General features: G+C 45.8%; 18 protein-coding genes and 1 other RNA gene. 11 read left to right on the forward strand and 8 right to left on the reverse strand.

Translation table 11 applies throughout. The features are described 5' to 3' along the window. The first annotated feature begins 9 nt into the window (after positions 1-9). Positions 10-696 carry a YggS family pyridoxal phosphate-dependent enzyme gene (locus FTU55_RS09315; RefSeq protein ID WP_163145486.1) on the forward strand — a complete coding sequence of 229 codons (687 nt, stop codon included), beginning with the start codon at positions 10-12 and terminating at the stop codon, positions 694-696. A gap of 45 nt (positions 697-741) precedes the next feature. On the opposite strand, the gene FTU55_RS09320 is transcribed toward FTU55_RS09315, so the two are convergent. The 3 genes from FTU55_RS09320 to FTU55_RS09330 are packed head-to-tail and all read right to left on the reverse strand — an operon-like array spanning position 742 to position 6,708. After that, positions 742-1,839 carry an acyltransferase gene (locus FTU55_RS09320; protein WP_104489467.1) on the reverse strand — a complete coding sequence of 366 codons (1,098 nt, stop codon included), beginning with the start codon at positions 1,837-1,839 and terminating at the stop codon, positions 742-744. A gap of 3 nt (positions 1,840-1,842) precedes the next feature. Next, complete coding sequence (locus FTU55_RS09325; RefSeq protein ID WP_180046870.1) at positions 1,843-5,448, reverse strand: AAA family ATPase; 3,606 nt, start codon at positions 5,446-5,448, stop codon at positions 1,843-1,845. 9 nt (positions 5,449-5,457) lie between these two features. Next, a complete protein-coding gene (locus FTU55_RS09330; protein WP_168397495.1) occupies positions 5,458-6,708 on the reverse strand; it encodes an exonuclease SbcCD subunit D C-terminal domain-containing protein in 1,251 nt (416 codons plus the stop codon). A gap of 407 nt (positions 6,709-7,115) precedes the next feature. On the opposite strand from FTU55_RS09330, the gene FTU55_RS09335 reads away from it, so the two are divergent. Beyond that, positions 7,116-7,565, forward strand: coding sequence for an ABZJ_00895 family protein (locus FTU55_RS09335; protein ID WP_180036591.1), 450 nt, complete (start codon positions 7,116-7,118; stop codon positions 7,563-7,565). A gap of 67 nt (positions 7,566-7,632) precedes the next feature. Here the strand turns inward: FTU55_RS09335 and thiO are convergent, their stop codons facing one another. After that, positions 7,633-8,757 (reverse strand): glycine oxidase ThiO, encoded by a 1,125-nt coding sequence (gene thiO, locus FTU55_RS09340; protein ID WP_180046872.1) that lies wholly within the window; start codon positions 8,755-8,757, stop codon positions 7,633-7,635. 16 nt (positions 8,758-8,773) lie between these two features. Next, a complete protein-coding gene (gene hemB / locus FTU55_RS09345; RefSeq protein WP_005179750.1) occupies positions 8,774-9,787 on the reverse strand; it encodes a porphobilinogen synthase in 1,014 nt (337 codons plus the stop codon). A 108-nt stretch (positions 9,788-9,895) separates the two neighbouring features. On the opposite strand from hemB, the gene FTU55_RS09350 reads away from it, so the two are divergent. Continuing rightward, positions 9,896-10,393, forward strand: coding sequence for a thioesterase family protein (locus tag FTU55_RS09350; protein ID WP_034597877.1), 498 nt, complete (start codon positions 9,896-9,898; stop codon positions 10,391-10,393). A gap of 121 nt (positions 10,394-10,514) precedes the next feature. On the opposite strand, the gene glpK is transcribed toward FTU55_RS09350, so the two are convergent. Then, positions 10,515-11,999, reverse strand: a complete 1,485-nt coding sequence (gene glpK / locus FTU55_RS09355) for a glycerol kinase GlpK (RefSeq protein ID WP_180046874.1) — start codon at positions 11,997-11,999, stop codon at positions 10,515-10,517. A 132-nt stretch (positions 12,000-12,131) separates the two neighbouring features. Here glpK and ssrA point away from each other — a divergent pair. From ssrA to FTU55_RS09395, 8 genes are all read left to right on the forward strand, one after another. Next, positions 12,132-12,491, forward strand: a transfer-messenger RNA (tmRNA) gene (gene ssrA, locus FTU55_RS09360). A 182-nt stretch (positions 12,492-12,673) separates the two neighbouring features. After that, positions 12,674-13,813, forward strand: coding sequence for a tyrosine-type recombinase/integrase (locus FTU55_RS09365; RefSeq protein WP_180046876.1), 1,140 nt, complete (start codon positions 12,674-12,676; stop codon positions 13,811-13,813). 265 nt (positions 13,814-14,078) lie between these two features. After that, complete coding sequence (locus FTU55_RS09370) at positions 14,079-16,778, forward strand: hypothetical protein (RefSeq protein ID WP_180046878.1); 2,700 nt, start codon at positions 14,079-14,081, stop codon at positions 16,776-16,778. A gap of 424 nt (positions 16,779-17,202) precedes the next feature. Next, on the forward strand, positions 17,203-18,174 hold the full coding sequence (locus FTU55_RS09375; protein ID WP_096902610.1) for an inovirus-type Gp2 protein: 972 nt from the start codon (positions 17,203-17,205) through the stop codon (positions 18,172-18,174). Between the two features lie 311 nt (positions 18,175-18,485). Further along, the gene (locus tag FTU55_RS09380) at positions 18,486-19,526 is read left to right on the forward strand and encodes a DUF932 domain-containing protein (RefSeq protein ID WP_096902609.1); all 1,041 of its coding nucleotides are present in this window, start codon (positions 18,486-18,488) and stop codon (positions 19,524-19,526) included. A gap of 164 nt (positions 19,527-19,690) precedes the next feature. Beyond that, positions 19,691-20,767 carry a YqaJ viral recombinase family protein gene (locus FTU55_RS09385; protein WP_096902608.1) on the forward strand — a complete coding sequence of 359 codons (1,077 nt, stop codon included), beginning with the start codon at positions 19,691-19,693 and terminating at the stop codon, positions 20,765-20,767. Between the two features lie 97 nt (positions 20,768-20,864). Then, a complete protein-coding gene (locus FTU55_RS09390) occupies positions 20,865-21,761 on the forward strand; it encodes a hydrolase or metal-binding protein (protein ID WP_180046880.1) in 897 nt (298 codons plus the stop codon). Positions 21,762-21,855: 94 nt separating this feature from the next. After that, positions 21,856-22,083: an AlpA family transcriptional regulator gene (locus FTU55_RS09395; protein ID WP_075168047.1), complete on the forward strand. Its 228-nt coding sequence runs from the start codon at positions 21,856-21,858 to the stop codon at positions 22,081-22,083. A 33-nt stretch (positions 22,084-22,116) separates the two neighbouring features. On the opposite strand, the gene FTU55_RS09400 is transcribed toward FTU55_RS09395, so the two are convergent. Next, positions 22,117-22,713, reverse strand: a complete 597-nt coding sequence (locus FTU55_RS09400) for a putative adenosine monophosphate-protein transferase Fic (RefSeq protein ID WP_180046881.1) — start codon at positions 22,711-22,713, stop codon at positions 22,117-22,119. Positions 22,714-22,725: 12 nt separating this feature from the next. Further along, complete coding sequence (locus tag FTU55_RS09405; RefSeq protein WP_075168045.1) at positions 22,726-22,896, reverse strand: YhfG family protein; 171 nt, start codon at positions 22,894-22,896, stop codon at positions 22,726-22,728. Between the last annotated feature and the right edge of the window lie 118 nt (positions 22,897-23,014).

Consider the following 23,014-nt stretch of genomic DNA (forward strand, 5'->3'; position numbering starts at 1 on the left):
ACCGCATCAATGAATAGCCTGCAAAAATCGCGTCAACATGTGTTAGAACAAATTCAGCATGCCTGTCAGCAGGCGCAGCGTGACCCGGCAGAGGTCCAGCTGCTGGCGGTTTCCAAAACCCATCCGAGTGCTGTGTTGCAGGAAATGTACCAGACCGGACAGCGAGCCTTTGGCGAAAACTATTTACAGGAAGCGCTGGAAAAAATTGAGGCGCTGCAGGATTTAGAGATTGAGTGGCATTTTATTGGCCATGTGCAGCGCAACAAAACCAAACATCTGGCTGAAAAATTTGCCTGGGTGCATGGGGTAGACCGGCTGATTATTGCTGAGCGCTTGTCCAATCAGCGCAGCGATCAGCAGGCGCCACTGAATATCTGCCTGCAGGTCAATATTGATGGACAGGATAGCAAAGATGGCTGTAGCCCTGGCGAAGTACCGGCGCTGGTCGAGCAGATCAGTCGGTTGCCGAATTTACGTTTACGTGGCCTGATGGTGATTCCGGCACCAAATAACACTGCCGCCTTTCAGGATGCCAAACAACTGTTTGATACGGTCAAGGCGCAACATGCACAGCCTGCAGATTGGGATACGTTAAGTATGGGCATGTCCGGTGATTTAAATGCAGCAATTGCCGCAGGTTCGACCATGGTGCGGATTGGTACGGCATTATTTGGTGCGCGTGATTATTCGCAATAACGCTGCATTACAATATTCAGCTTATTGTTTGACATCACAGTCCGCTTAGGATAAGTGCCGTTCAATCCGGCGTGGTGGCTCCAGTTTTTGCGCCACCAGCCAGGCAAAACCAATCAGCACCGCCATTGTGATAATCAGGCTGAGCAGAGCTACTCCTAAACCGTGCTGCAGCGTAAACGGAAAACAGCCCAGGATAAAAATCAGCAATGGGAAATGGGTGATATACAGGGTATAGGAAAACTGCGCGGAAGCCGGCCAGATCACCTGAATCTGCCGTTCACCACGCGCCAGTTGTAGCAGCCAGCAGGCCGCTGCAATCCCGATACACAGGTTAAACAGCCTGAAATTTTCGCCAGTATAGTACTGCGCCAGATAAATGGAGTGAAACTGGTAGGCATCAAACAGGGCAATCAGCACCGCCAAGAGCAGAAAACCGGATTTAAAATAGTGCAGTTGGGCGGCTGGAATCTGTTTGCTCCATGCCGGACTGGCAAAAGCAAAAGCCAACAACCAGACCAGAAAATAAATCAGGAACTGGATATTGAGCAGGCTTAAGCCAAGCAGCAGGGTTAAAAACAGCAGGATGCTCCCAGGTCTGAATGTCACCAGACAACCGGCCAGAACATAAAACCAGACTTCATAACTCAGGCTCCAGAGGGCAGCATTGGCCGATACGGTCGGCGTTACAAAACCATTGACGAAAAACAATGAACCGAGAAAATCGGCTGCACTAATGTCATAGCTGTGCCGGATCATAAAGCTTTGGCTCGCCTCAATGTTATGGGAGCCGGATGCAAAGAAATAGGGCGCCAGTGCATACAATAACAAGGTCAGCAACATGGCAAATAAAAATGGTCCCAGAATACGCTGGCAGCGTTGCCGGCTATAGGCCAAGCCTGAAAACTGTCGATGGCGATGGATATTGTGACGGATGGAATGTCCAATCAGATAGCCGCTTAGAACAAAGAACATCATCACTGCGGCTTGTCCGAGCAGACGCACACCCGAATACAAGGTCTGATCCAGCGGGCCAATAAAGGCCTGAAAACAGTGGCTGAACAGCACCAGAATGGCACTCCATCCGCGCAGGCTTTCCAGCTGCAGGCTGAGCTGCGGCGAGAGCGGACGATAGTGCCAGAACATGGTCTAGCCTACGATCTGCAGGGTACTGGCCCCAGCACCAATTGGTTTGACCTGAATCTGGACCGGAATCCGTTCGTGAATTTCCTGAATATGGGAAATCAGCACCACTTTACGGCCCTGGCTTTGCAGCCGGTCGAGCGCATTCATGACCATATGTAGCGAGGCCGGATCGAGCGTCCCAAAGCCTTCATCAATAAACAGCGATTCCAGTTTCATGGAGCCGGAGGCCATATTGGCAATGGCCAGTGCCAGCGCCAGTGATACCAGGAAGGTTTCACCCCCCGATAAAGACAGTACCGGCCGGATTTCGCCATTCATGTCATGATCCAGAATCGCGAGGCCCAGACTGTTGGGAATACGTTGTAGCTGATAACGCGGCGCCAGTGGCTGCAGTTGCTGGTTGGCATGTTCCACCAGAATATCCAGATGATGTTCCTGGGCAATTTTCTGGAATTTGGTGCCTTCCTTGCTGCCAATTAAATCGGCAATCCGGCCCCAGCGATATTCTTCAGCCTGAATTTTTTCAATCTGGCTCTGGAATTTGGACAGTTGTGCCTGCGCCTGTTGCTGCATGCGTAACTGGGTTTCCAGCTGGTTAAACTGCTCCTGCAAGCTGTTTTTTTCTTGTTCCAGCTGTTCCAGTTGGGTGGTCACCTCATCATAGCTGGCAGTTGGTTGCTGGGCCTGATGCTGCTGGAATTGCTCCTGCAATACATCCAGCGCACTTTGTGCACTGAGCATGGCTTGCTGCTGTTGCTGGATGGCCTGACGCATGGCCTGCCAGCTGGCCAGATCAATACCCAGACACTGCTCAATCTTCTCGGCAGTGAACTGTGGATGCTGGCTTTGCCACTGCTGAATGTTGTGCTGTAGCTGCTGTACACTTTCCAGAAGCTGCTGCTGGCGTGTATGCAGGTCTTGCTGTTTCAGCTGCGCCTGCTGGAATTGCTGTTCCAGCTGACGGCAGTGCAGGTGTTGCTGTTCTACCTGCTGCTGGAGTTGTTGCTGCTGCTCTCGTAACAGCTGCTGCCAGGCTTTGCCTGTATCCAGCACCTGTCCAGCATGTTGCTGGCTGAGATCACGTACCTGCTGGCGCAACTGGCTGCCTTGAGTTTGTGCATGGGTAAGGTCATTGCTCAGCTGTTGCTGTTGCTGCTGATAGAACTGTAATTGCTGTTCGCCGTCTTTGATCTGGCGCTGTAATTCCTGCTGCTGTTGCAGGCACTGTTCGCGCTGTTGTAGATATTGAGTCCGGCTACTCAGCAGGGCAATAAGAGTCTGACACATCTCGGCCTGGTTCGCCCATTGCGCTTGCTGGGCCGGTTCCAGTGCCTGGGTAACCGGTTCAATCAGTTGTGCCAGCTGCTGGAATTGCTGACAGAGTAACTGCAGGGACTGAATCTGTTGCTGCAAATGTTGCAGCTGCTGGGTCTGGCTTTTCAGCTGTTGCTGGCGAGTTTTTAGCTGCTGTAACTGCTGTTGCTGCTGATTTAGCTTGTGTTGCAGTGTGGTCTGCAAGGCGGTCAGATCGTGTGCTGTATCATCCAGCTGTGTGCTTGGGCTGAGCTTTTGAACCTGCTGCAGTTTCTGTTGCACACTGTCTTGAAGCTGGCTAGAGCGTAGCTGTTTCTGTTCCAGCAGGGTTTGCTGTTTGGAATGTTGCAATTGTAATTGCTGGAGCTGCTGCTGGCACTGCTGTTCCTGCTGCTGGGCCTGTTGTAACTGGGTGTCCTGCACCGACTGCAGTGCAGATTCCAGCAAATCCTGATGACTGACAAATGGATGCTCAGTGCTACCGCAGACCATACACGGCTGTTCTGCTTGCAGCTGCTGACGCAACTCCTGCACACTTTGTGCCTGCAATAAACGCTGCTGGGCAAAAATCTGTTCCAGCTGTTCACGTGCCGTCTGGGCATTCTGGTAGTGCTGCTGTGCTTCAGTTTGCGCCTGTTGCAAGCTGCTTAGCTCGGCCTGAAGCTGGGTCATGTGCTGCTGTAATTGCTGCTGTTCCTGCTGCTCGTTCAGCATGTGTTGTAACAGGAACAGGGCTTGTTCCAGCTGCTGGCTGTGTTGCTGGTGCTGTACCTGCTGCTGTTCCAGTTCTGTTGCTTGCTGTTCCAGTTCAGCCATTGAGCCGGCCTGCTGGAGCGCATCGGCCTGTTGCTGTTTTACATCATCTAGCTGCTGTTGCAACTGGGCCAGTGAACTGTGCGCATGTGCCGGTGCCTGCTGCTGTAGCTGTTGCTGCAGTTTCTGAAATTGCTGCAAGCGTTGCAAAATACTGTGCGGCTCACGGTCAAATACTGCCAGAAAGGCATGCTGGACCGATTGCTGTTCCAGATGTTCTAAATGCGTATGCAACTGCTGTAAGTGCTGTTGCTGGCCGTGCTGCTGGGTGGTTAGTGGCGTAATTTTTTCATGTTGAATCTGTTTCAGCTGGGCATCGGCTTCTTTATAGCGCTGAATCAGATGCTCAATCTGGCCATCCAGCTGTAGTGCCTGTTCTAACACGGGTTGTAACTGTAGCTGTTCTTTCTGCTGTTGTTGCGCGCTGTGCTGCAATTGTTCCAGCTGCTGCTGTGCCTGCTGATGCTGCTGTTCACAGTGTTGAAATTCCGGCTGGAATTGCTCAAGTTGCTGCGCCAGCTGTTGCTGTTGCAACTGTTGCTGGCGCTGCTGCAGATACTGTTCACGGATTTCCTGAAACTGGTCCAGCTGCGCCAGCAGGTCACGCTGCGGCTGCATTTTCTGGTTGGCATCGACCTGCACCAGATAAAATTCTTTTTTGGCCTGAATTTCACTGTGCAGACGATGTTGCTGCTTGTACCAGCTTAAATCATTCAACAGCAGTTTTTCGCTTTGCAGTTTTTCATGCAGACTCAGTTTGCTCTGGGCATGCTGCTGTTGCAGGGCTTGTAGCTGCTCATCACTAAGCAACTCAATATGCCCCATCAGTTGTTGTAACTGTTCTTTTTCGCTGCGAATCTGGCGGATTTTTTCAAAGGCTTTCTGACTGACCAGACTGAAAATATGGGAATTGGTCAGATATTCCAGCAAGTCGGCGCGGTCCTGATCTTTGGCCTTTAAAAACGCACCCACTTCAGACTGGGCCAGCAAGACGGCGCGGGTAAACTGCTCAAAACTCAGCCCAATCAGCTTTTCAACAGTCGGGGTACATTCCGAAATTTTCTGGGTCAGCACGCGCTGATCTTCCACAGCGGTAATCGCGCGTTCGACTTTTAAATTGCCATCGACCTTGTTACGGGCGCGGCGCACTTCCCAGCGTGCCAGATAACGCTTTTGATCCAGCGCAATAAATTCCAGTTCGGCAAAGCCTTGGGTACAGCCGCGGCGCAGAATATTTTTAGAATCTTTAATCGAGATGCCCTGACCGCTGGCATCTTTAAGCGCCCCGGCAGCGCCGTTTAAGCGCGGAATCTGGTCATACAGCGCCAGACACATGGCATCGAGCAGGGTCGATTTACCGGCCCCAGTTTTTCCGGTAATCGCAATCAGGCCGGCATGAGCCAGCGGTGCGCTTTCAAAGTTGATGTCCTGGGTGCCGGCAATAGAAGCCAGATTATTCAGACTTAAACGTAAAATTTTCATGTCTGATCCTTATGGCTGTTCTTGTTCAAGGCTATGCTGCGCTTCAATCAGCAGCTGCATAAAATCTCGCTCGACCGAGGCATCCGGCTGATAGCCCATTTTGCTCCACAACTGTTTGAATAAGCTGTCCGGTGTGGGCGGGGCCAGATCAATTTTGGACTGATCTGCGGCCTGATCTTCCTGTGGGGTGTAGACCCGGCAAATGCGTAACAGGCGATAGCGCTGTTCCGGTAAGGTCTGTTCAATCTGCTGGCGTAAATCGACCGGTGGTGGTACATCGGTGCTGTATTCAATTTCCAGATAATCACGCTGGCAGATGCGTTCCACCGTACCTTGCGGGAGGGCTTTCAGTTGCTGAAACACTTCATCCAGACTGCCGCGAATACGGTGCAGCTGTACACTGCGCGGAATCAGCAGTGAGCCCAGTTGCAGGCGCTGTTCGGGCGCAGCCTGCGGGTCAATCTTGACCTCGAGCACCTGATGCTTGTACTGGATTTCACTAAAAGACAGCGGAATTGGAGAGCCGCTATAGCGGATATGTGGATGCTGGACTTTTTGCGGTTTATGCAGATGCCCCAGCGCGACATAGTCAATCACATCATCAAATAGGGCAGTGGAAAGTGCTTCTTCATGACCAATAATGATCGGCCGTTCTGAATCTGAGGTTTCGCCACCTTGCATATGCGCATGTGACATCAGGATTAGTGCCTGATCTTCCGTTTTACGGCGTTTGGCTTCGGCAATCAACTGCTGATGCAAATAGGCAATCGCATTCTGGGCGTTCTGGGTCTGCTCATTCAGTCCGGTAATTTCTGCGGTGCGCAAAAACGGCAGGGTCAGACACCAGGCAATAACTTTGTTTTCGGCATCATAAATGGGCACCAGTAAACGGTCGAGATCCAGCTGGTTGTCGGTATTGCGCTGAATCACCCCAACCGCCTTGGCCTTAAACTTGGCCAGCAACGGTTCCACCTGTTCAATGCGGTAGCCGGAGTCATGGTTACCGGCAATCATCAGGGTTTGCATGTGCGGTGCAATGGCATGAGCATCGGCCAGAAACTGGTACAGCTGGCGCTGCGCGCTGGAGGCCGGGTTAATCACATCAAAAATATCCCCGGCAATAAACAGGGCATTTGGCTGTTTTTCCTGGATTTGTTCTAATAACCAGTCTAAAAACTGTGCATGTTCATATTCACGATCGTGGTTATGGAAAAATTGCCCCAAATGCCAATCTGACGTATGAAAAAAATGCACTGCCATGTCATCAACCTGTTTTGCTTTAGGCAAGCATACTATAGCTGAGGGCGAAATTTAAAATTCTGTACCGATAGAAAACGCTGACGTTTAATCTTTATTGTCCTGAAGATGAGTGCTGCTCACCAGCAAAGGCCAGACAAATAAAAGCCGACGATTCGAGTGATGATAAATCGTCGGCCAAATAAAAAGTGCGATGAACAAAGCATTTGGCTGCTATACAAAAACTTGATTCACATTCGCTTATTGCTTTAGCAAAGCTTCCCGAAAAATTTGTGGATGCCGTTACAAATTCGCCGGAGATGAAGCTTGTGCCCTATATAACGCCTGTTCGGGCACAACGGTTGACAGGATCATGCAAAAAAAATTAATTTTTTTTATACTAGTTGCTTATGGCTCAGGTAGACAGTTTAATGATTTCTCTAACACGTTATTTTTTCTGGTTTTTATTTTTCTGTCTGATCTTTACCTGTATCTGCGGGGTACTGGCTGCATTGTTACCGGCAGGTGTGGGCGGCATTTTAACCGCAGTGCCTTACTTGGTTGCCATGATCTGGGTGCTGTTTAAATTTTTAAAACAGCAGCAGCGCGCACCGTCTCAGGCCGAGCGTAAAAAGCTGACCTTGGGTTTTAGCCTGATTTTCTGGGGCTATAATCTGGCCTTTTTATTACTCGGCATCTGGATTTTTTCCCGTCAGAGCCCAACCATCTGGCAGGATTTTCTGCTGTATTTACAGCAGCCGCAATTTTTAAGCGTGGTGGTGATTATGTGGTTATTAATTGCCATTCCGCTGTATCTGCTGACGTACTGGTTTTATGGCAAACAGGCGCAGCGGATGGCGGCGAAAATGTTTGGTTCATAGCATCAGGGCTAAATCATCTGACGTATTTTCCCTTCGCCTCATCTCGGGTAGGGGAATTGTTCCAATCTTAACTGGCCAGTGCAGCATGCTGTAAACGGGCGGGACTATAAGCCTCCGGAGATACATCTGGGGTCTGGCCCAATAGCAGTTGACGCAGCAAACGCGCAGAGGCTGGTGCCATACATAAGCCATTGCGGAAATGGCCAAAATTGGCCCACAGATTGTCAAGCGCTGGCATCAAGCCAATATAGGGAATACCGCCGTCTGGTGAGCCCGGGCGTAAACCGGCCCATTGCTTGATAATAGGCAGGTCTTTTAAGGCCGGCACCATGGCATAACTGGCCTCCAGAATATGGGCCGTGGTATCGGCATTCAAACGGGTATCAAAGCCCTGTTCTGCCATACTGGAACCACAGACAATATGGCCGTCCTGACGCGGAATCAGATACATGACTTGATTCATGCACATGGTGGGCAGCCAGTTTTCTGGAGTTTTGAATAGCACCATCTGTCCATGCACCGGACGTACCGGAATCTGTACATCAAGCTGCTCGGCCCAGCGCGCTGACCAGGCCCCGGTGGTCAAGACATAGTCATCGGCCTGATAACGCTGTCCGGCCTGATCGACAATAGCGCATACCTGCTGACCGTGCAGTTCTAGGCGTTCAATCGGGCAGTGTTCAAACAGCTGCACCCGTGGATGCTGCTTTAAATAGCACAGAATTGACTGTAATAAACGCGGATTACGCACATTGGCCAGCTGCGGGAAATAGATGGCCTGCTGGAACTGGGCGGAAATATGTGGATTCAGTTGATGCAGTTTGGTGCTGTGCAGATGCTCTGCCTGCTGCATCGGTTGCTGAAACTGCTCGGCAAAATTCAGGCCAATGTCAAAATCGCTTTCATCAAAAATCAGCATACCGGTTTCATGGATCTGAAAATCAATACCGGTGTCAGGCTGAAGTTTGGCATTCCAGCGCAGATATTCAGTCTTGGCTGATTGCGCCAGCACATTTACCGCAGCCGGATAACGCCACGGATACATTGGAGAGAGAATACCACCACCGGCCCAGGAGGCTGCCTGACCGGATTGCTGCTGATCAAAAATACTGACCGAGCAGCCCTGTTCCAATAGCTCCAGCGCCGACATCAGTCCACTAATGCCGGCGCCAATCATGGCAATGTGCTTCATTGCAGTGGCAATATCCTTATTTCATGTCTTTGAGTTTGAGTGCGGCTTCTTCTGCAAAGTAGGTCCAGATGCCATCGGCACCGGCACGGCGGCAGCTCATCAGCGATTCAATGATCACGCTGTCGGATAACCAGCCATTTTGAATGGCAGCAGCCAGCATCGCGTATTCGCCACTGACCTGATAGACAAAAGTCGGCACAGCGAAGGTATCTTTGACTTCACGGACAATATCCAGATACGGCATACCCGGTTTGACAATCACCATGTCGGCGCCTTCCTGAATATCCAGCGCGATTTCATGCAGCGCTTCTGCACGGTTGCCAATATCCATCTGGTAATTGTATTTATTGCCGCCTTTTAAATTGCTGGCCGAGCCGACGGCATCCCGGAACGGGCCATAAAAGCTGGAAGCATATTTGGCCGAGTAAGCCATGATGTTGGTATAGATATGACCTTGTGCTTCCAGTGCCTGACGGATAGCACCAATACGGCCATCCATCATGTCACTTGGTGCCACCACATCGGCACCGGCTTCGGCATGGCTTAAGCATTGCTTGATTAAGGCTGCTACGGTTTCATCATTCAGCACATAACCGCTGTCATCAATAATGCCGTCCTGACCATGAGTGGTGTACGGATCGAGGGCGCCGTCGGTAATCAGCACCATCTCCGGGAGTTCTTTTTTCAGTAAACGGACCGTGCTTTGTACCAGGCCATCTTCGCGCCAGGCGGCTTCGGCGGTCAGGCTTTTATCTTCTTGTGGGGTGACCGGAAACAGCGCCAGTTTAGACACACCCAGTTCCAGCAGGCGCTCGGCTTTTTTCAGCAGCAGATCGGCCGACAGGCGCTGAATGTTGGGCATGCTTGGAATATCTTGGGTCTGGTTCTGACCGGGTAAAACAAATACTGGATAAATGAGATGATCAACCGTGAGCTGGGTTTCTCGCACCATGGCACGTAGCTGGTCATTTTTACGGATACGACGCATACGAGTGGCAGGAAATGCGGGACGATTGAACGTATAAGTCATAACAATCTCACTGATCAGTATTAAACTAGGCAATATTGTAGACCCATAAACAGGATTGTGGGGCAAAATACATGCGTTTTTTCTCAATTTAAGGTAATTGGCCAATTTATGAGCGATATGGCAAAAAAGTGGACCGGAGGCATTCATTTGGGTTCGAAAGTAGATATTGATGTCGTCTTACAGCAATTGTGTCAGGCCTTTAACAGTTCACCATTTTTCAAGCATAACGGCATGCAGATGCGGGTGGTGGATCAGCAGATTGAAGCCTATATCGAGATGCAGCCGCAGCTGATTGGCAATGTGGCTTTTCAGATTTTACATGGCGGGGTTGCTGCGACAATTCTGGACAGTGTGGGTGGGATTGTGGCGATGGGCGAGCTGTATAAGCGCACCGAGCCGGAGCAGTTGCCTGATACCATCAAGAAAGTGACCCGATTGGCCACGGTGGATATGCGGGTGGATTATCTGGCGCCGGGGCGAGGCAAATATTTTACGGCCCGTGCTGAAACCCTGCGTTTGGGCCGTAAAGGCTGTACCATGCGCATGACTCTGGTCAATGATGAACATAAAGCCATTGCCACCGCAATTGCGTCTTATGCTTATTAATCCAAATGGATTGATTGGCAGATAAAAAAACAGGCTCAATCGGGCCTGTTTTTTTATTTGGATCAGTCGCGGTGAATAGCGTAAAAATCAAGCTTGAGCGATTTCGCAGGGCGTGTGCCGTTTAAAGATCGGAACGGGCACGTTTTAGCGCCTGTTGCCATTTTTGCAAATGTGCCTGACGCTGATCTTCTCCCATGCCGGGTTCAAACGCGCGTTCCAGCTGCCAGTTATCGGCAATATCACTTAAGCTATTAAATACCCCGGATTTAAGCCCGGCCATTGCCGCTGCGCCCCAGGCGGTGGATTCTCGCATTTGCGGCCTTAACACTGGCACATTGAGCAGATTGGCCTGAAACTGCATTAGCATATCATTACAGCTGGCGCCGCCATCGACCCGTAATTCTTTGAGCGGTTGCTGAATATCTGACTGCATCGCGCTGAGAACATCGGCCACCTGAAAGGCAATTGCTTCAAGCGCTGCCCGGGCGATATGGGCTTTGTGAGTGCCACGCGACATACCGCAGAGCAGGGCACGTGCATCACTGTCCCAATGCGGCGCACCTAGACCGGTAAAAGCCGGCACCAGCACCACGCCATCGGTATCGCGGACCTGACTGGCCAGCTGTTCGACCTCGGCACTCTGTTGAATGATGCCCAAACCATCGCGTAGCCATTGCACAATCGCACCAGCCATAAACACACTGCCTTCAAGCGCATAATGGGTCTGGTTCTGGCATTGCCAGGCCAAGGTGCTGAGCAGTTTATTCTGGCTGTATTGCAGTGTCGAACCGGTATTAAACAGCATAAAGCAGCCGGTGCCATAGGTGTTTTTGGCCATGCCCGGCTCAAAGCAGGACTGGCCGAACAGGGCAGCTTGCTGATCGCCCAGAATGCCGCTGATTGGAAGTCGGGCGCCGAGTAAGCCGGCAGCGGTATCGGCCACATAATGGTCGGAACTGATGATTTTTGGTAAGACCGAAGCGGGAATCTGAAAAAGTTGCAGCAGCTCTTCATCCCAGCTTTGGGTCTGTAAATTCATGAGCATGGTGCGTGAGGCATTGCTGACTTCAATTACATGCTCGGCGCCTTGGGTCAGGTTCCAGATTAGCCAGCTATCGACGGTACCAAAGGCAACATGACCTTGCGCTGCCAGTTCGGCCAGACCGGGAATATGCTTAAGCAACCAGACCAGCTTGCCGGCACTAAAATAAGGGTCAATTAATAATCCGGTGGTCTGCTGTATTTTTTGTTGCAGTCCCTGTTGCAGCAGCTGATTACACCAGTCGGCTGCGCGCCGGTCTTGCCAGATGATGGCCGGCGCCAAGGGCTGGCCATTGCGTTTGTCCCAGACGATGGTGGTTTCCCGCTGGTTGGTGAGGCCAATGGCCTGAATATCTTTGGCCAGAATCCGTGCAGATGCTAGCGCCTGTTGCACCACAGCCATCTGGCTGCTCCAGATTTCCTGGGCATCCTGTTCCACCCAGCCGGATTGCGGGGTGTTGATTTGGGTTTCGCGTTGCGCGCTGGCCTGAACCTGCCCATGTTCATTAAAAATAATCGCGCGACTTGAGGTCGTGCCCTGATCCAGGGCGAGTAAATAAGTCATAATTTATACTGTTATCTGACTTGAAATTTAAAATATTAGCGCAATTATGTTATTAAGCGCAGATCTTGCGGTGAATAGTTGTGAAATGATCTCGTAATTTTCAACTTTTATGCTATGATGGCGCTGTAGTCTGGGGGTGTTATTGGCTTCGACGCTGATGATGAAACTCATAGATGCATGCCGAGAGCGCATTTTCTCTCGTAAATCAAATTTGCATTTAAATAGTCGCAAACGACGAAACTTACGCTCTAGCTGCCTAAGGGCCGCTTGTCCGCTTCACTGAATACTTGTGGTCAGTGAACCCGACCGAAGCGAACGCACACAAGTCCGTATAGAGCCAAGCCTCGGGGCTTTATACCAAATTTAGAGGATCGCACTTTGAACCCTGTTCGTCGGGTCTTAAAGTGTTAAAACAATAGACGATATCTAAGCATGTAGTATTCTCGAGCGTAGTGTTGGCGGACGCGGGTTCAACTCCCGCCACCTCCACCAAAATTCTTTCCGAAGTAATCCATCGGAATCTAAAAAAGCCTTTAAACTCAATGTTTAAAGGCTTTTTTTTATGCCTGTTTGTCCGATATTGTCTGATCCTATTTGACCCCATATTTGCTCTTTGCGGGTAAATATTGGGAAAATTTACCCAGAAATTAATACATCAATTATGGGTAATCGACATGCCACTTACAGATACTAAATGCAGAAAAGCACAGCCGAAAGATAAACAGTATCGTCTTTCGGATTTACATGGTTTATCCCTCATCATTACCACCAAAGGTCAAAAATATTGGAATGTACGCGTCACTGTCCATGGTGAACGTAAGTCTGAGTCGCTTGGCCCATATCCAGATTTAAGCTTAAAAAAGGCAAGGGAGCTTGCATATGAGCTTAAGCATCGATACTCACGTTCAGTATTGCATGAAGACTTAAAGCCCTATTTCAAAGAAGTTGCAGAAGATTGGTTTAATAATCAAAAAGAAACCTGGTCATCCAAACACATCAGTAATGTTCGAGCTTCATTGGATGAGCTTTATATTGTTCTTGCTAATAAGCGTATTAATCAGATTCAGGCACCTGAGATTCTGCAGATCATTAAGAAAATTGAGGCAAGAGGCTCGCTTGAAATTGCAAAACGTACTTTGTCTCGTTGTGGCATGGTCATGAAATACGCTATTGCGCATGGATACCGCTATGACAATCCGGCAGGTGATTTAGTTTATGCCCTCAAGAATAAACGGGTCAAAAACCTGGCTTCGCTTTCGGCCTCTGAAATGCCTGAATTTTTAAGAAAGGTAAGAGCTTACCCAAGTGATGCTCAAACGCATCATGCCATTATTCTGATTATGCTGACAGGGGTTCGGGTTAGTGAATTGCTGCAAGCACGTTGGGAAGAATTTGATTTAGAAGGACGTAAGTGGGATATCCCTGAAGAGCGGATGAAGAACCGTCTTCCGCATCGTGTACCGTTGACGGACATGATGATTGCTGAGCTAAAGGCTTTGAGGCTTACCCATAATCAAGAACTGCTATTTCCACATCGTTTAAATAACAAAGAACCTATGCGTAGCGAGTCTATTTTGGCTGTGATCAAACGTTCAGGCTATGCGGGACGAATGACCACACATGGTTTTAGATCGCTATTCAGTACAGTTATAAACGAATCGAATCTGTTTAATCCAGATGCCATTGAACGCCAGCTTGCACATGTGCCCCAGAATAGAATTCGCTCGGCATATAACCGAGCGCAATATTGGGATGAGCGGGTGAGATTGATGGAGTGGTATGGAGAGCAGGTTAAAATATGGATAGAATATTGATATTAATTTATACAAGACTAAATAAACTGAAATCCCCCTTGAAGCATATTGGTTCAAGGGGGATTTTTTATGTCTGATAGAAATATTGGTTGGTGGAAATACTTGTCTAGCATGTTGTAATTGAGTGCAATGATTATTGTAAGTTATAAAATTTGCTGTTGTATCTGTAAAAAATTGCTGCGATAAAAACCTGAGTTTGCTGTAGTAAAAAAAGAGTAAATGATTCATTATAGAATAATAAAACAATAACTTAGGGTATTTCAGCGTGTCTAATACTACTTATTTGAGCAATTCTTCCTTCGTGCGGAGCAGTGATTTATTTAAGATTATGGAACTCCGCTATTCACATTCTATTTTTGATAAGGATGGTTGTTTTAATATCATCTCATCACCAGTTTCAAATTCCTTAGAGTTGATTCGATGGTATCGTAATTGTGAAGATTATTTTTACCAATTGTCCGTCGAAGCTACGCCTCCTTCTGTAAATGATTTTGCGTCCTTTCAAACAGAATCAGATAAGTTAATAGTCAAAGATGAAGTGCTTGGAAATTTTGGAATAACAGAATACTCACAAGATTGTAGGAAGCTATACTCTGATTTGAGGTTACGTGAATATCGAAATTTGGTACTAAAAAAATATGGTGACAATGAACTGACCCATTGGTTAAAGGAAGTGTACCCCGTACGAGAACAGCTAAAATTATTAGCCAAAAATGAAGCGCGATTTGATGTAGATTTAGAATATCAATATCAATTTGAAGACGTACAGCTATTTTTAAAAAATACCCAGAGTGCATACTTTTTAGCATTTGATATTGAAATTGAAGCGGATCAGTTCAAAGGGGATGCGATTGAAAATTGGCGAGAAAATGCTGTTTTGTTAAAACCTCTATTAGAGAATGCGCTGAATGATATTCTGAAACAACAGTCGGATACTTTACGATTTTATGTGAAGTTTGAAGATGATGGGATATATGGCTTTCGATTCCATGTAGTCATTTTTTTGCAATCTTTGACTTTGACTGAATCATCGTGGCTAGCAGAATTTAATGAAAAATTGCAACATAGATTGTCTGATAAAGTGTTGTTAAATGAGTGGTTGAATCCACTTTACACAAAAAAAATAAACGAATGGCGTAATCATAGGGATTTAAATGAATTATGTTATTCCAAAGAAGATTTGGATAAGATTGAGCAAAGTATCCATTCCACTTTTCAAGACTATCAGCACGATATTATTTTTAAAATTATCAATTGGAATGAGCAATTAAGAAAGCTTCAACCTGAATTAAAGTTTGGAATAGATGATTCTTTTAGTAATGAAGACAGGCAAAAATTAGAGTATTGGGGGATTAAATACTTATTTATTTCTAGTAAGTATCTATATTTCCAGAAACATCATGAGGATTTACATCCATCTATAGTAAGCTTTGTTTATCGATCATCAACCTACCCTAAAAAAATTCAGACTAAATTAGCAACACCTGAAAAACAGGAAAAATATAGTCGCTGTAGGGGTGAACAGAAGACAGAAAATTCAAATCAGTCAGGAAGAAAAAAATCTCAAGTGAATGAAGGGCCTGTAACATATCAAAGAAGGACTGAGGTTAACCAAACTTCTTTCTACAGTGAAAAATTTGATATTACCAATAATTTACCTTTGGCTGACATTGTTGAATCAAAACCTAGACCAAAATTTCAAAGTAAACCTATTTTCAAAATAGAAAAGCTTCATGTTGGTGCACCTAAAGATGAAGATCTAATAAATCCATCAAAAATCCCCATTTTGAAAGACTTTATTGATTACGTCTTGGATGAGAAAAATGGCATATGGAAAACTGAAATTAAAAATAAGCAACGTGTCACTTGGGCTGAAATATTATTTAAAAATGAGATTCTTGATGCAGAACTTCTAAGTTTTCTGGTCAGGTTTGAACATTTTATCGATAATTTACTAAGTGCTTCAAATCCCTATTTTGCAGTAGTACCAAAACGAGAATGTAATCCTGAAGAAATGTCTGTTGTTGGGGGGCAGTATCTTTCTTTACTTTATGACTTTCATACACAAGATATTGAAAATAAGTTAAATGAGCTGAGTATTCAATCAGGTTATTGGATTTTGGTTACTAAGATGTTTGAATCTCGTCCTAATGAAGAATATCAGTCCGATCTTTCACAATTGAAGATGCATCACCAGCAAGTTCAAAAGCTTAATGACTTGATGAAAAAGGCGCGAGTATTGGTCGCAGAGTATCAAAAGAAAATGAAGCAACCTTTAACATATCTAAAGTATGCAAATGCAAAGTTGTGGCAAAAGGCTTTTGATCAAGAACGCATTCTTATGCGTTGGCAATTTAATCTGCCAAGTGACTCCAATGTAAAAAAAGGATTAATGTCACTTTTTAATAAATTTAAAACGAGGTTATCAGGTAAAGAACGTCACTTTAAGGATGTTCAACATATTCTATTGGAATGTAAGAAGCATCAAAGTGTTTCTTTGGATGTTGTATTGATTTTTGATAGTGCTGAATTAGCGGAAAATCAAAATAAGCTCAGTGAGCATGTTGTAGAATTATGGACAAAAACTGTAGAAGCTGAAATGAAAAAGCGAGGAAACCAAATGAATTTTGGTCAGCTTGAAGATTTAGCACATAGTATTAGCTTGATTCCAAAACATGAACAATTGGCAGTGAAATATCTATTTATCAAAAATAGTAAGATGGCTAATGACAAATTAGTCATTTCTGATCTTATTCCATTTTTTATTTCGCAGGCTATTTTTTTACAGGATGTCTCGTCCAATCAAAGATACAAACTCAGCATGAGTCAATATTTAACAAACTTGTTTGTTAAAAAAGAGTCTGTGAGTAAGAAAGCTTTAAGATCCACAGTTAAAAAAATGCCATTGAAACTGGAAGAACATACAACAAAACTAAGCTTAACAATTGACGAATCAGTGACTTAACTTTAGCTTAACTCAACCACCCCCATATAGCCCGTAATATGGGGGTATTTAAGAAACACCGCCCTTGCCACTAGGAACTATTGAGGTGTCTTTCTAGTATGTCTTATTCGGTAGTTTATAATATAAACAAATAAAGCTTAGGATTATCAATAACTCACAGAAAGAATAAAACACATTTATCTGATGATACCGTGATTTCAATAAACTATACGATTTCAATTGCATCAACTAATGATAGTGAACACATATTCATCTATACGTAATCGGAGCAATCATAGATTTATTCAAGCCTTCAACCCAAACTCATAAAAGTAAGTGAATTCAATACCTGACTGAATATTGGTACAACAAGATAAGATAGCTTTCAAAATAAAAAAATACATAAGTGACTGATGAGATGAACCAACTAAAGGAAATACACACTATGACATCTCAACGACAAAATCAACCACTTTCAGAAAGCCAAATTCTATTGGATATTGAAAAATTCACACAAGAAATTATTAGTTGTGGACTTTATTCTGAACAATTGACGTACTTCAAATACCTTTTGGAGCAATTTGATCTTATCTATGATATAGATTTGTTTTACTGCGATTACCTACAAGCATTCATCAAGCTGAAATTAATACTAGATGGGATACGCTATAGTCCTTTTCAACCTATAGGATCAGATGATCAAACAGCTGATAACTATGACTTTGTACTTTCACTGACACCTGAACAATTACAGGAACTACTGCAACAGGCTCAGCTTTGTAAGAGCAGTATCTATACAGATATTCAGCAGTTTCATTTACAGGAAGTTGATAATGCAAAAAGTCTTGCGGAATATCTCACGAAGCTTTTTAAGCATTATTCACGGATACTAGTGGTACGGGTGGATTTGAAATATACAAAAGAAGCTCAGACAGACATCAATATTAAACAGTTTTATCAGCATTTTGAGAAGATGCGAAATCGCATATCAAATCAAGATACCTGTTTTGAAAATCTACATGGTTACGCTTGGGCAATGGAGCAAGGAACAGAAAATGGTGGTTATCACGTACATTTGCTATTGATCTATAGTGCGGATAAACATCGTAAAGGTTCATATCTGGCACAGCAAGTTGGTGAGAAGTGGATTGAACTGACTAACCAACAAGGGACTTATTACAATCTGCATAATAGAGCATATATCAACCAATTGATAATGCAGGGTAATGAGATAGGCATTGGCACACTGTCACGGGAGGTGGAAGGCGATTTGGAGAAATTACTCACAGTTGGCTTGTATCTCACAAAGGAAACCAAAGAAAGCCAAAGGTTGAGGGTAAAGACTACTAAGGGTATGCAAACTTTTGGGCATGGAAAATTTGAAATAGACAGCAGACGAGGGATCAAAAAAGGCTGAACACAGCACTTTTGATTTATACATTATTACTCAAAAAAGCCATCTTGAATAAACCGCAAAAGTGGTTTTAAACGCATCATGCGACTACCGCGAGATGAAAGCTATGCTACTAGCATCATAAGATCTAAGTTTCCTAAGACTGATTGAAACATATTTCAGTTATATAACATCAATATGAATCAATCAGGAATTGGATTTATCAAGTGATAAGTCCGTTCTAATTACATCGATCAAATAGAAGACTGCTCGATTTCATTCCTGATAAAGGGAGTGAGATTGAGCAGTCTTTTTTGTTTATAAGGACTAAAACTATGGCACATCAAATTGAACAAATGGCTTATGTCGGTGATACCCCTTGGCATGGCTTGGGTAATCAACTGACCCCTAATCAACCGATTGAAATCTGGGCACAACAGGCAGGGATGGACTGGCGCATTGAATCCTCTAATGTCAGCTACATGGCACAGAATGAACGTGGACAGAGCATCATCCTGCCTTATGAAGAACAACGGGTACTCTACCGTTCTGATACCCATGCCCCCTTATCAGTCGTTAGCCAGCGTTATCAGGAAGTACAACCTAGAGAGATTCTGGAGTTCTACCGGGATCTGACTGAGCAATCGGGCTTTGAGCTTGAAACTGCGGGTGTACTCAAGGGGGGTAAGAAATTCTGGGCATTGGCACGTACAGGGCAATCTACTGCACTCAAAGGTAAGGATGTCAGCAATGGCTACATCCTGTTGGCAACCGCTTGTGATGGCACCTTGGCAACCACGGCACAGTTCACTTCGATTCGTGTGGTGTGTAACAACACTTTGGCAATTGCCTTACGTGGGCAGAGTAGCAGTGCTGGTGTAGTCAAAGTTCCACATAGCACCAAGTTCGATGCCGAGAAAGTCAAACAGCAATTGGGTATTTCCGTGCGTGCCTGGGATGAGCACATGTATGAAATGAAACAGCTCAGTCAGCGTAAAGTCACTCAGGGTGAAGCCGCTGCCTTCTTTGATGCTGTGTTCAATAACACAACCATGAGCGTACAAGACCAGGAGGATAACATTATCCAGTTCTACCGGAATGTGGCAGCACAAGCCAGTAACTCCACAAGTAATAAAACTGAGCCAAATGGACGGGCCATGAGTAAAGTCATGGAGATGTTTAACGGACAGGGACGAGGGGCAGAACTTTCCTCTGCCAAAGATACCGCCTATGGTTTGCTGTGTTCGATCACTGAATTTGCAGACCATGAGCGTCGAGCCATGAGTACCGATCACCGACTTGATTCCGCATGGTTTGGTGCAGGCGCAGCACTCAAACAGCGTGGACTGGAACAGGCCTTGAGATTGGTTGCTTAATACAGTTTTATTTACTGGCTTAAGTTTTATTTAAGATCGAGAACTTAATCTACTATCAAGGTTAAATTCTCCATGAACCTCAAAACTACCCTTTGGCCACATCTCCCCGGATGTGGCTTTTTTTATGCCGCAAATTTGTAGATTCAATGATCAGGAGATAAATCATGAACAACGTCGCTCAATTATCAAATCTATCTCACCCATCCCTGTTGCCATTACAACCATTGGCACAGCAGCCAGCAGCATCAAATAAAAACAACCGTAGTATGGCAGCCAAACGATTAGCCAACACCAAAGATCTCAATCATCAACAGTGGTTAGAAGTACGTAAACAGGGTATTGGCAGTAGTGATGCAGCCACTGCATGCGGACTCAATCCGCATATGTCGATGCTGGAACTGTGGATGATCAAGACGGGTCGGGTACAGCAAAACATTCAAGATGAAAGCTCAGGCCATGCACCGCTATATTGGGGCAAGCAGCTTGAACCTTTAGTCGCCGAATACTACAGCATGCAGACCAACAATAAGGTGCGTCGGGTCAATGCTGTGTTGCAGCACCCTGATCCGGATAAAGCCTTTATGCTGGCCAATCTGGACTATGCTGTGGTCGGTAGCGATGAGGTACAGATCCTTGAATGTAAAACCGCAGGAGAGTATGGCAGTAAACTATGGCGGGACGGTGTTCCACTCTATGTTCTGTGTCAGGTACAGCATCAACTGGCCGTAACCGGTAAACAGGCTGCGCATATCTGCGTCTTGCTGTGTGGACATGAAACCCGGATTTTTAAAGTCACCCGCAACGAAGCGTTGATCCAACAGATCATCCATGCGGAACGCTACTTCTGGGAATGTGTACAGCGTGATATGCCACCGGCAGCAGATGCCAGTGAGTCGGCAGCACAAGCCTTACAGCAACTCTATCCTGAGCATCAGCCTTTAACGGTAGAAGATCTCAGTCAGCTGGAATTTGCCAATCAGTTATTCGATCAATTGATTGAGGAGAAGAACCAGATTGAGCAACACCAAACTCAGTTTGATGAACTAAAGCATCAAATACAGGCCTTAATGAAAGATGCAGAACGCGCTACGTTTGCAAACGGTTCAGTGACCTGGAAGAAAAGTAAGGACTCTGTCAGCTTGGACAGTAAGGCCTTGCTGAAACTACACCCAGAAATGCTGGAACAATTTCCCCTCACCCGTGCAGGTACACGACGTTTCCAGATCTATAGCAATCGTTAATCAACAACAACCAAACTTAACCTAAGCCTATACCGATCCCATGCCCCAGCGCATGGGATTTTTTATTTCTTTATTCAATATTTCTAGGAGATTCAACATGATTAAAGGTCTAGCAATTACCCCGCCTGTACTTGGTCGTATCAGTATTGGCAAGGTGGTCGAAAAGAATGGTAAACGCCTACCAGAAAAAGATGACCAGTTCACCATCACCAGTCAGATTCAGAGTAAGGACGGCTGGATCAAGCATCCACTGGATGAGCAGCTACGGGCCAAAGCTCCCAATCAAAAGCTGCGCTCCATTCCAGTCAGAATGATCTTCAATGACCCTGATCTGAATCTGAGAGCAGAGTACAGCATGTTTGACCGACAGATGGGACGACCGATTTGTGTAGGTAACGGACAGACCTGCCAGCGGTTGACCAGTCAAGGCGTCGAACAGCATCCGTGTCCATCGCCAGATCTCTGTTCGTTGGCACAAGGTGGACACTGCAAGCCTTATGGGCGTTTGCATGTCAATTTGGATGAATCGGATGAACTGGGCACTTTCATCTTTAGAACCACTGGCTTTAACAGCATCCGAACCTTGGCTGCACGTTTAGCTTACTACCATGCGGCATCGGGAGGGTTGTTGTCATGTCTGCCCCTACAGCTGACTTTAAGGGGAAAGAGTACTACGCAAAGCTATCGCCAACCCGTGTATTACGTGGATCTGACGTTAAGGGAAGGGATTCAGTTACATGAAGCCATTCGTACAGCGACACAGATTGATGAACAAAGTAAACAGGCAGGTTTTTATCAGGAGGCTTTGGATCATATCGCACGACAGGGTTTTGCGAATGCGAAGTTTGAGGTCAATAGTGAGGAAGGAGTAGATGTGCTGGAAGAGTTTTATGCCAGCACAGAAACTAAGCCTGAATCTGGTCAGACGGATGTGATGGATTACATACAGGAGATTCAGCAGGGGCTGCAACAAAGTGTCAGTGCGGTAAATTAGATTGGCTTGGATCAATTTGGAATAAATTTCTACAGAACGTCCTGATCATTTGAGCAGAAGACAGCTCGCTTAAATGATCTTAGGAGAACTCGTCATGAATACATTTGTCGGTCAAACTTTTCAAATGAATCAACTCATTAATATCAAACAAGTCATAGAGTTTACTGGCGTTTGTCGATCAACTATTTATGAGATGATGGATGAAAATTCACCTTATTACGATGAAACTTTCCCCAAGAAAGTGAAAATCACAAAAAACCGTATTGGTTGGTCAGCTTGGGAAATCAATCAGTGGATTGAAGCCAAGTTGGAAAGCCGGTAATGGATGGGAGCTTCGGCTCCCTTAATTTTTTTGTTATTCAGGAGTGATTATGCAGGCTTCAAAAATAGCGATCAGTCCATCTAACCGGCAGTTGAATCCATCAATATTGGCCTGAATCCATACTTCCTTATTGTTAATTTTACTCCACTGTACCCCATAGCCGCAGTGAGCAAGTAGGTGTTCAAAGAAGATACGCTGGGTGCGTCCATTGCCTTCACGAAATGGGTGAATCACGTTGAGTTCACAATAAAAATCGGCAATTTTTTGGATAAGCACTGGTTTTGCTAAACCTTGAAAATAGTGCTGATGCTCAAGTTGCTTGAAGAGCTTATTGGCTTCAATCTCAATACGCGAGAAGGTACAAAAGCGGGTATCACCTTTGGCAATAGCCACTTGTCTTAGTTCACCTGCCCAGGCATACAGGTCTGAAAAGAGCTGAAAGTGAATGGATTGCAGGTATTTGAGATCGTAAGGTGGCTCCGCATACTCAATGCGTGTGCTGGCATACTCAGTCAACTCTAGTTCTGCCTGTTGCAGAATTTCAGCATCCTGAATGTTCAGTTTGTTTTTGAGGACGTCCGAGTCGGGGTAACAGTAAATGCTGTCACCCATTTCACCATATTTATCCATAAGGAAGCCTGATCACGATTCCGAGGTCTGTGAGAATTTCTTATATTTCTGTAGAATCTGAGCTTTACTTAATGCCGGTGCAGTTGAGGACGGGTTAATGCCTTCCAGCTTTAAACTGGCCTGATAGTTTTGCAAGCGCGTTGCTTGGATATATTTTTTTTTCTGTTCGAGGGTAAGGAGCATAGTTCAAGTTCCTTTAAACAAGGGAGTATAAATTGAGTTTAGCAGATCGAGTCTATAAAAGGCACATGGAGTCGTGTCGGCATCCTAGCTGCTGGAATGAAGAAGTCGCAGGGCTATC

This window comes from Acinetobacter sp. YH12117 (assembly GCF_013418865.1).
GTDB lineage: Bacteria > Pseudomonadota > Gammaproteobacteria > Pseudomonadales > Moraxellaceae > Acinetobacter > Acinetobacter indicus.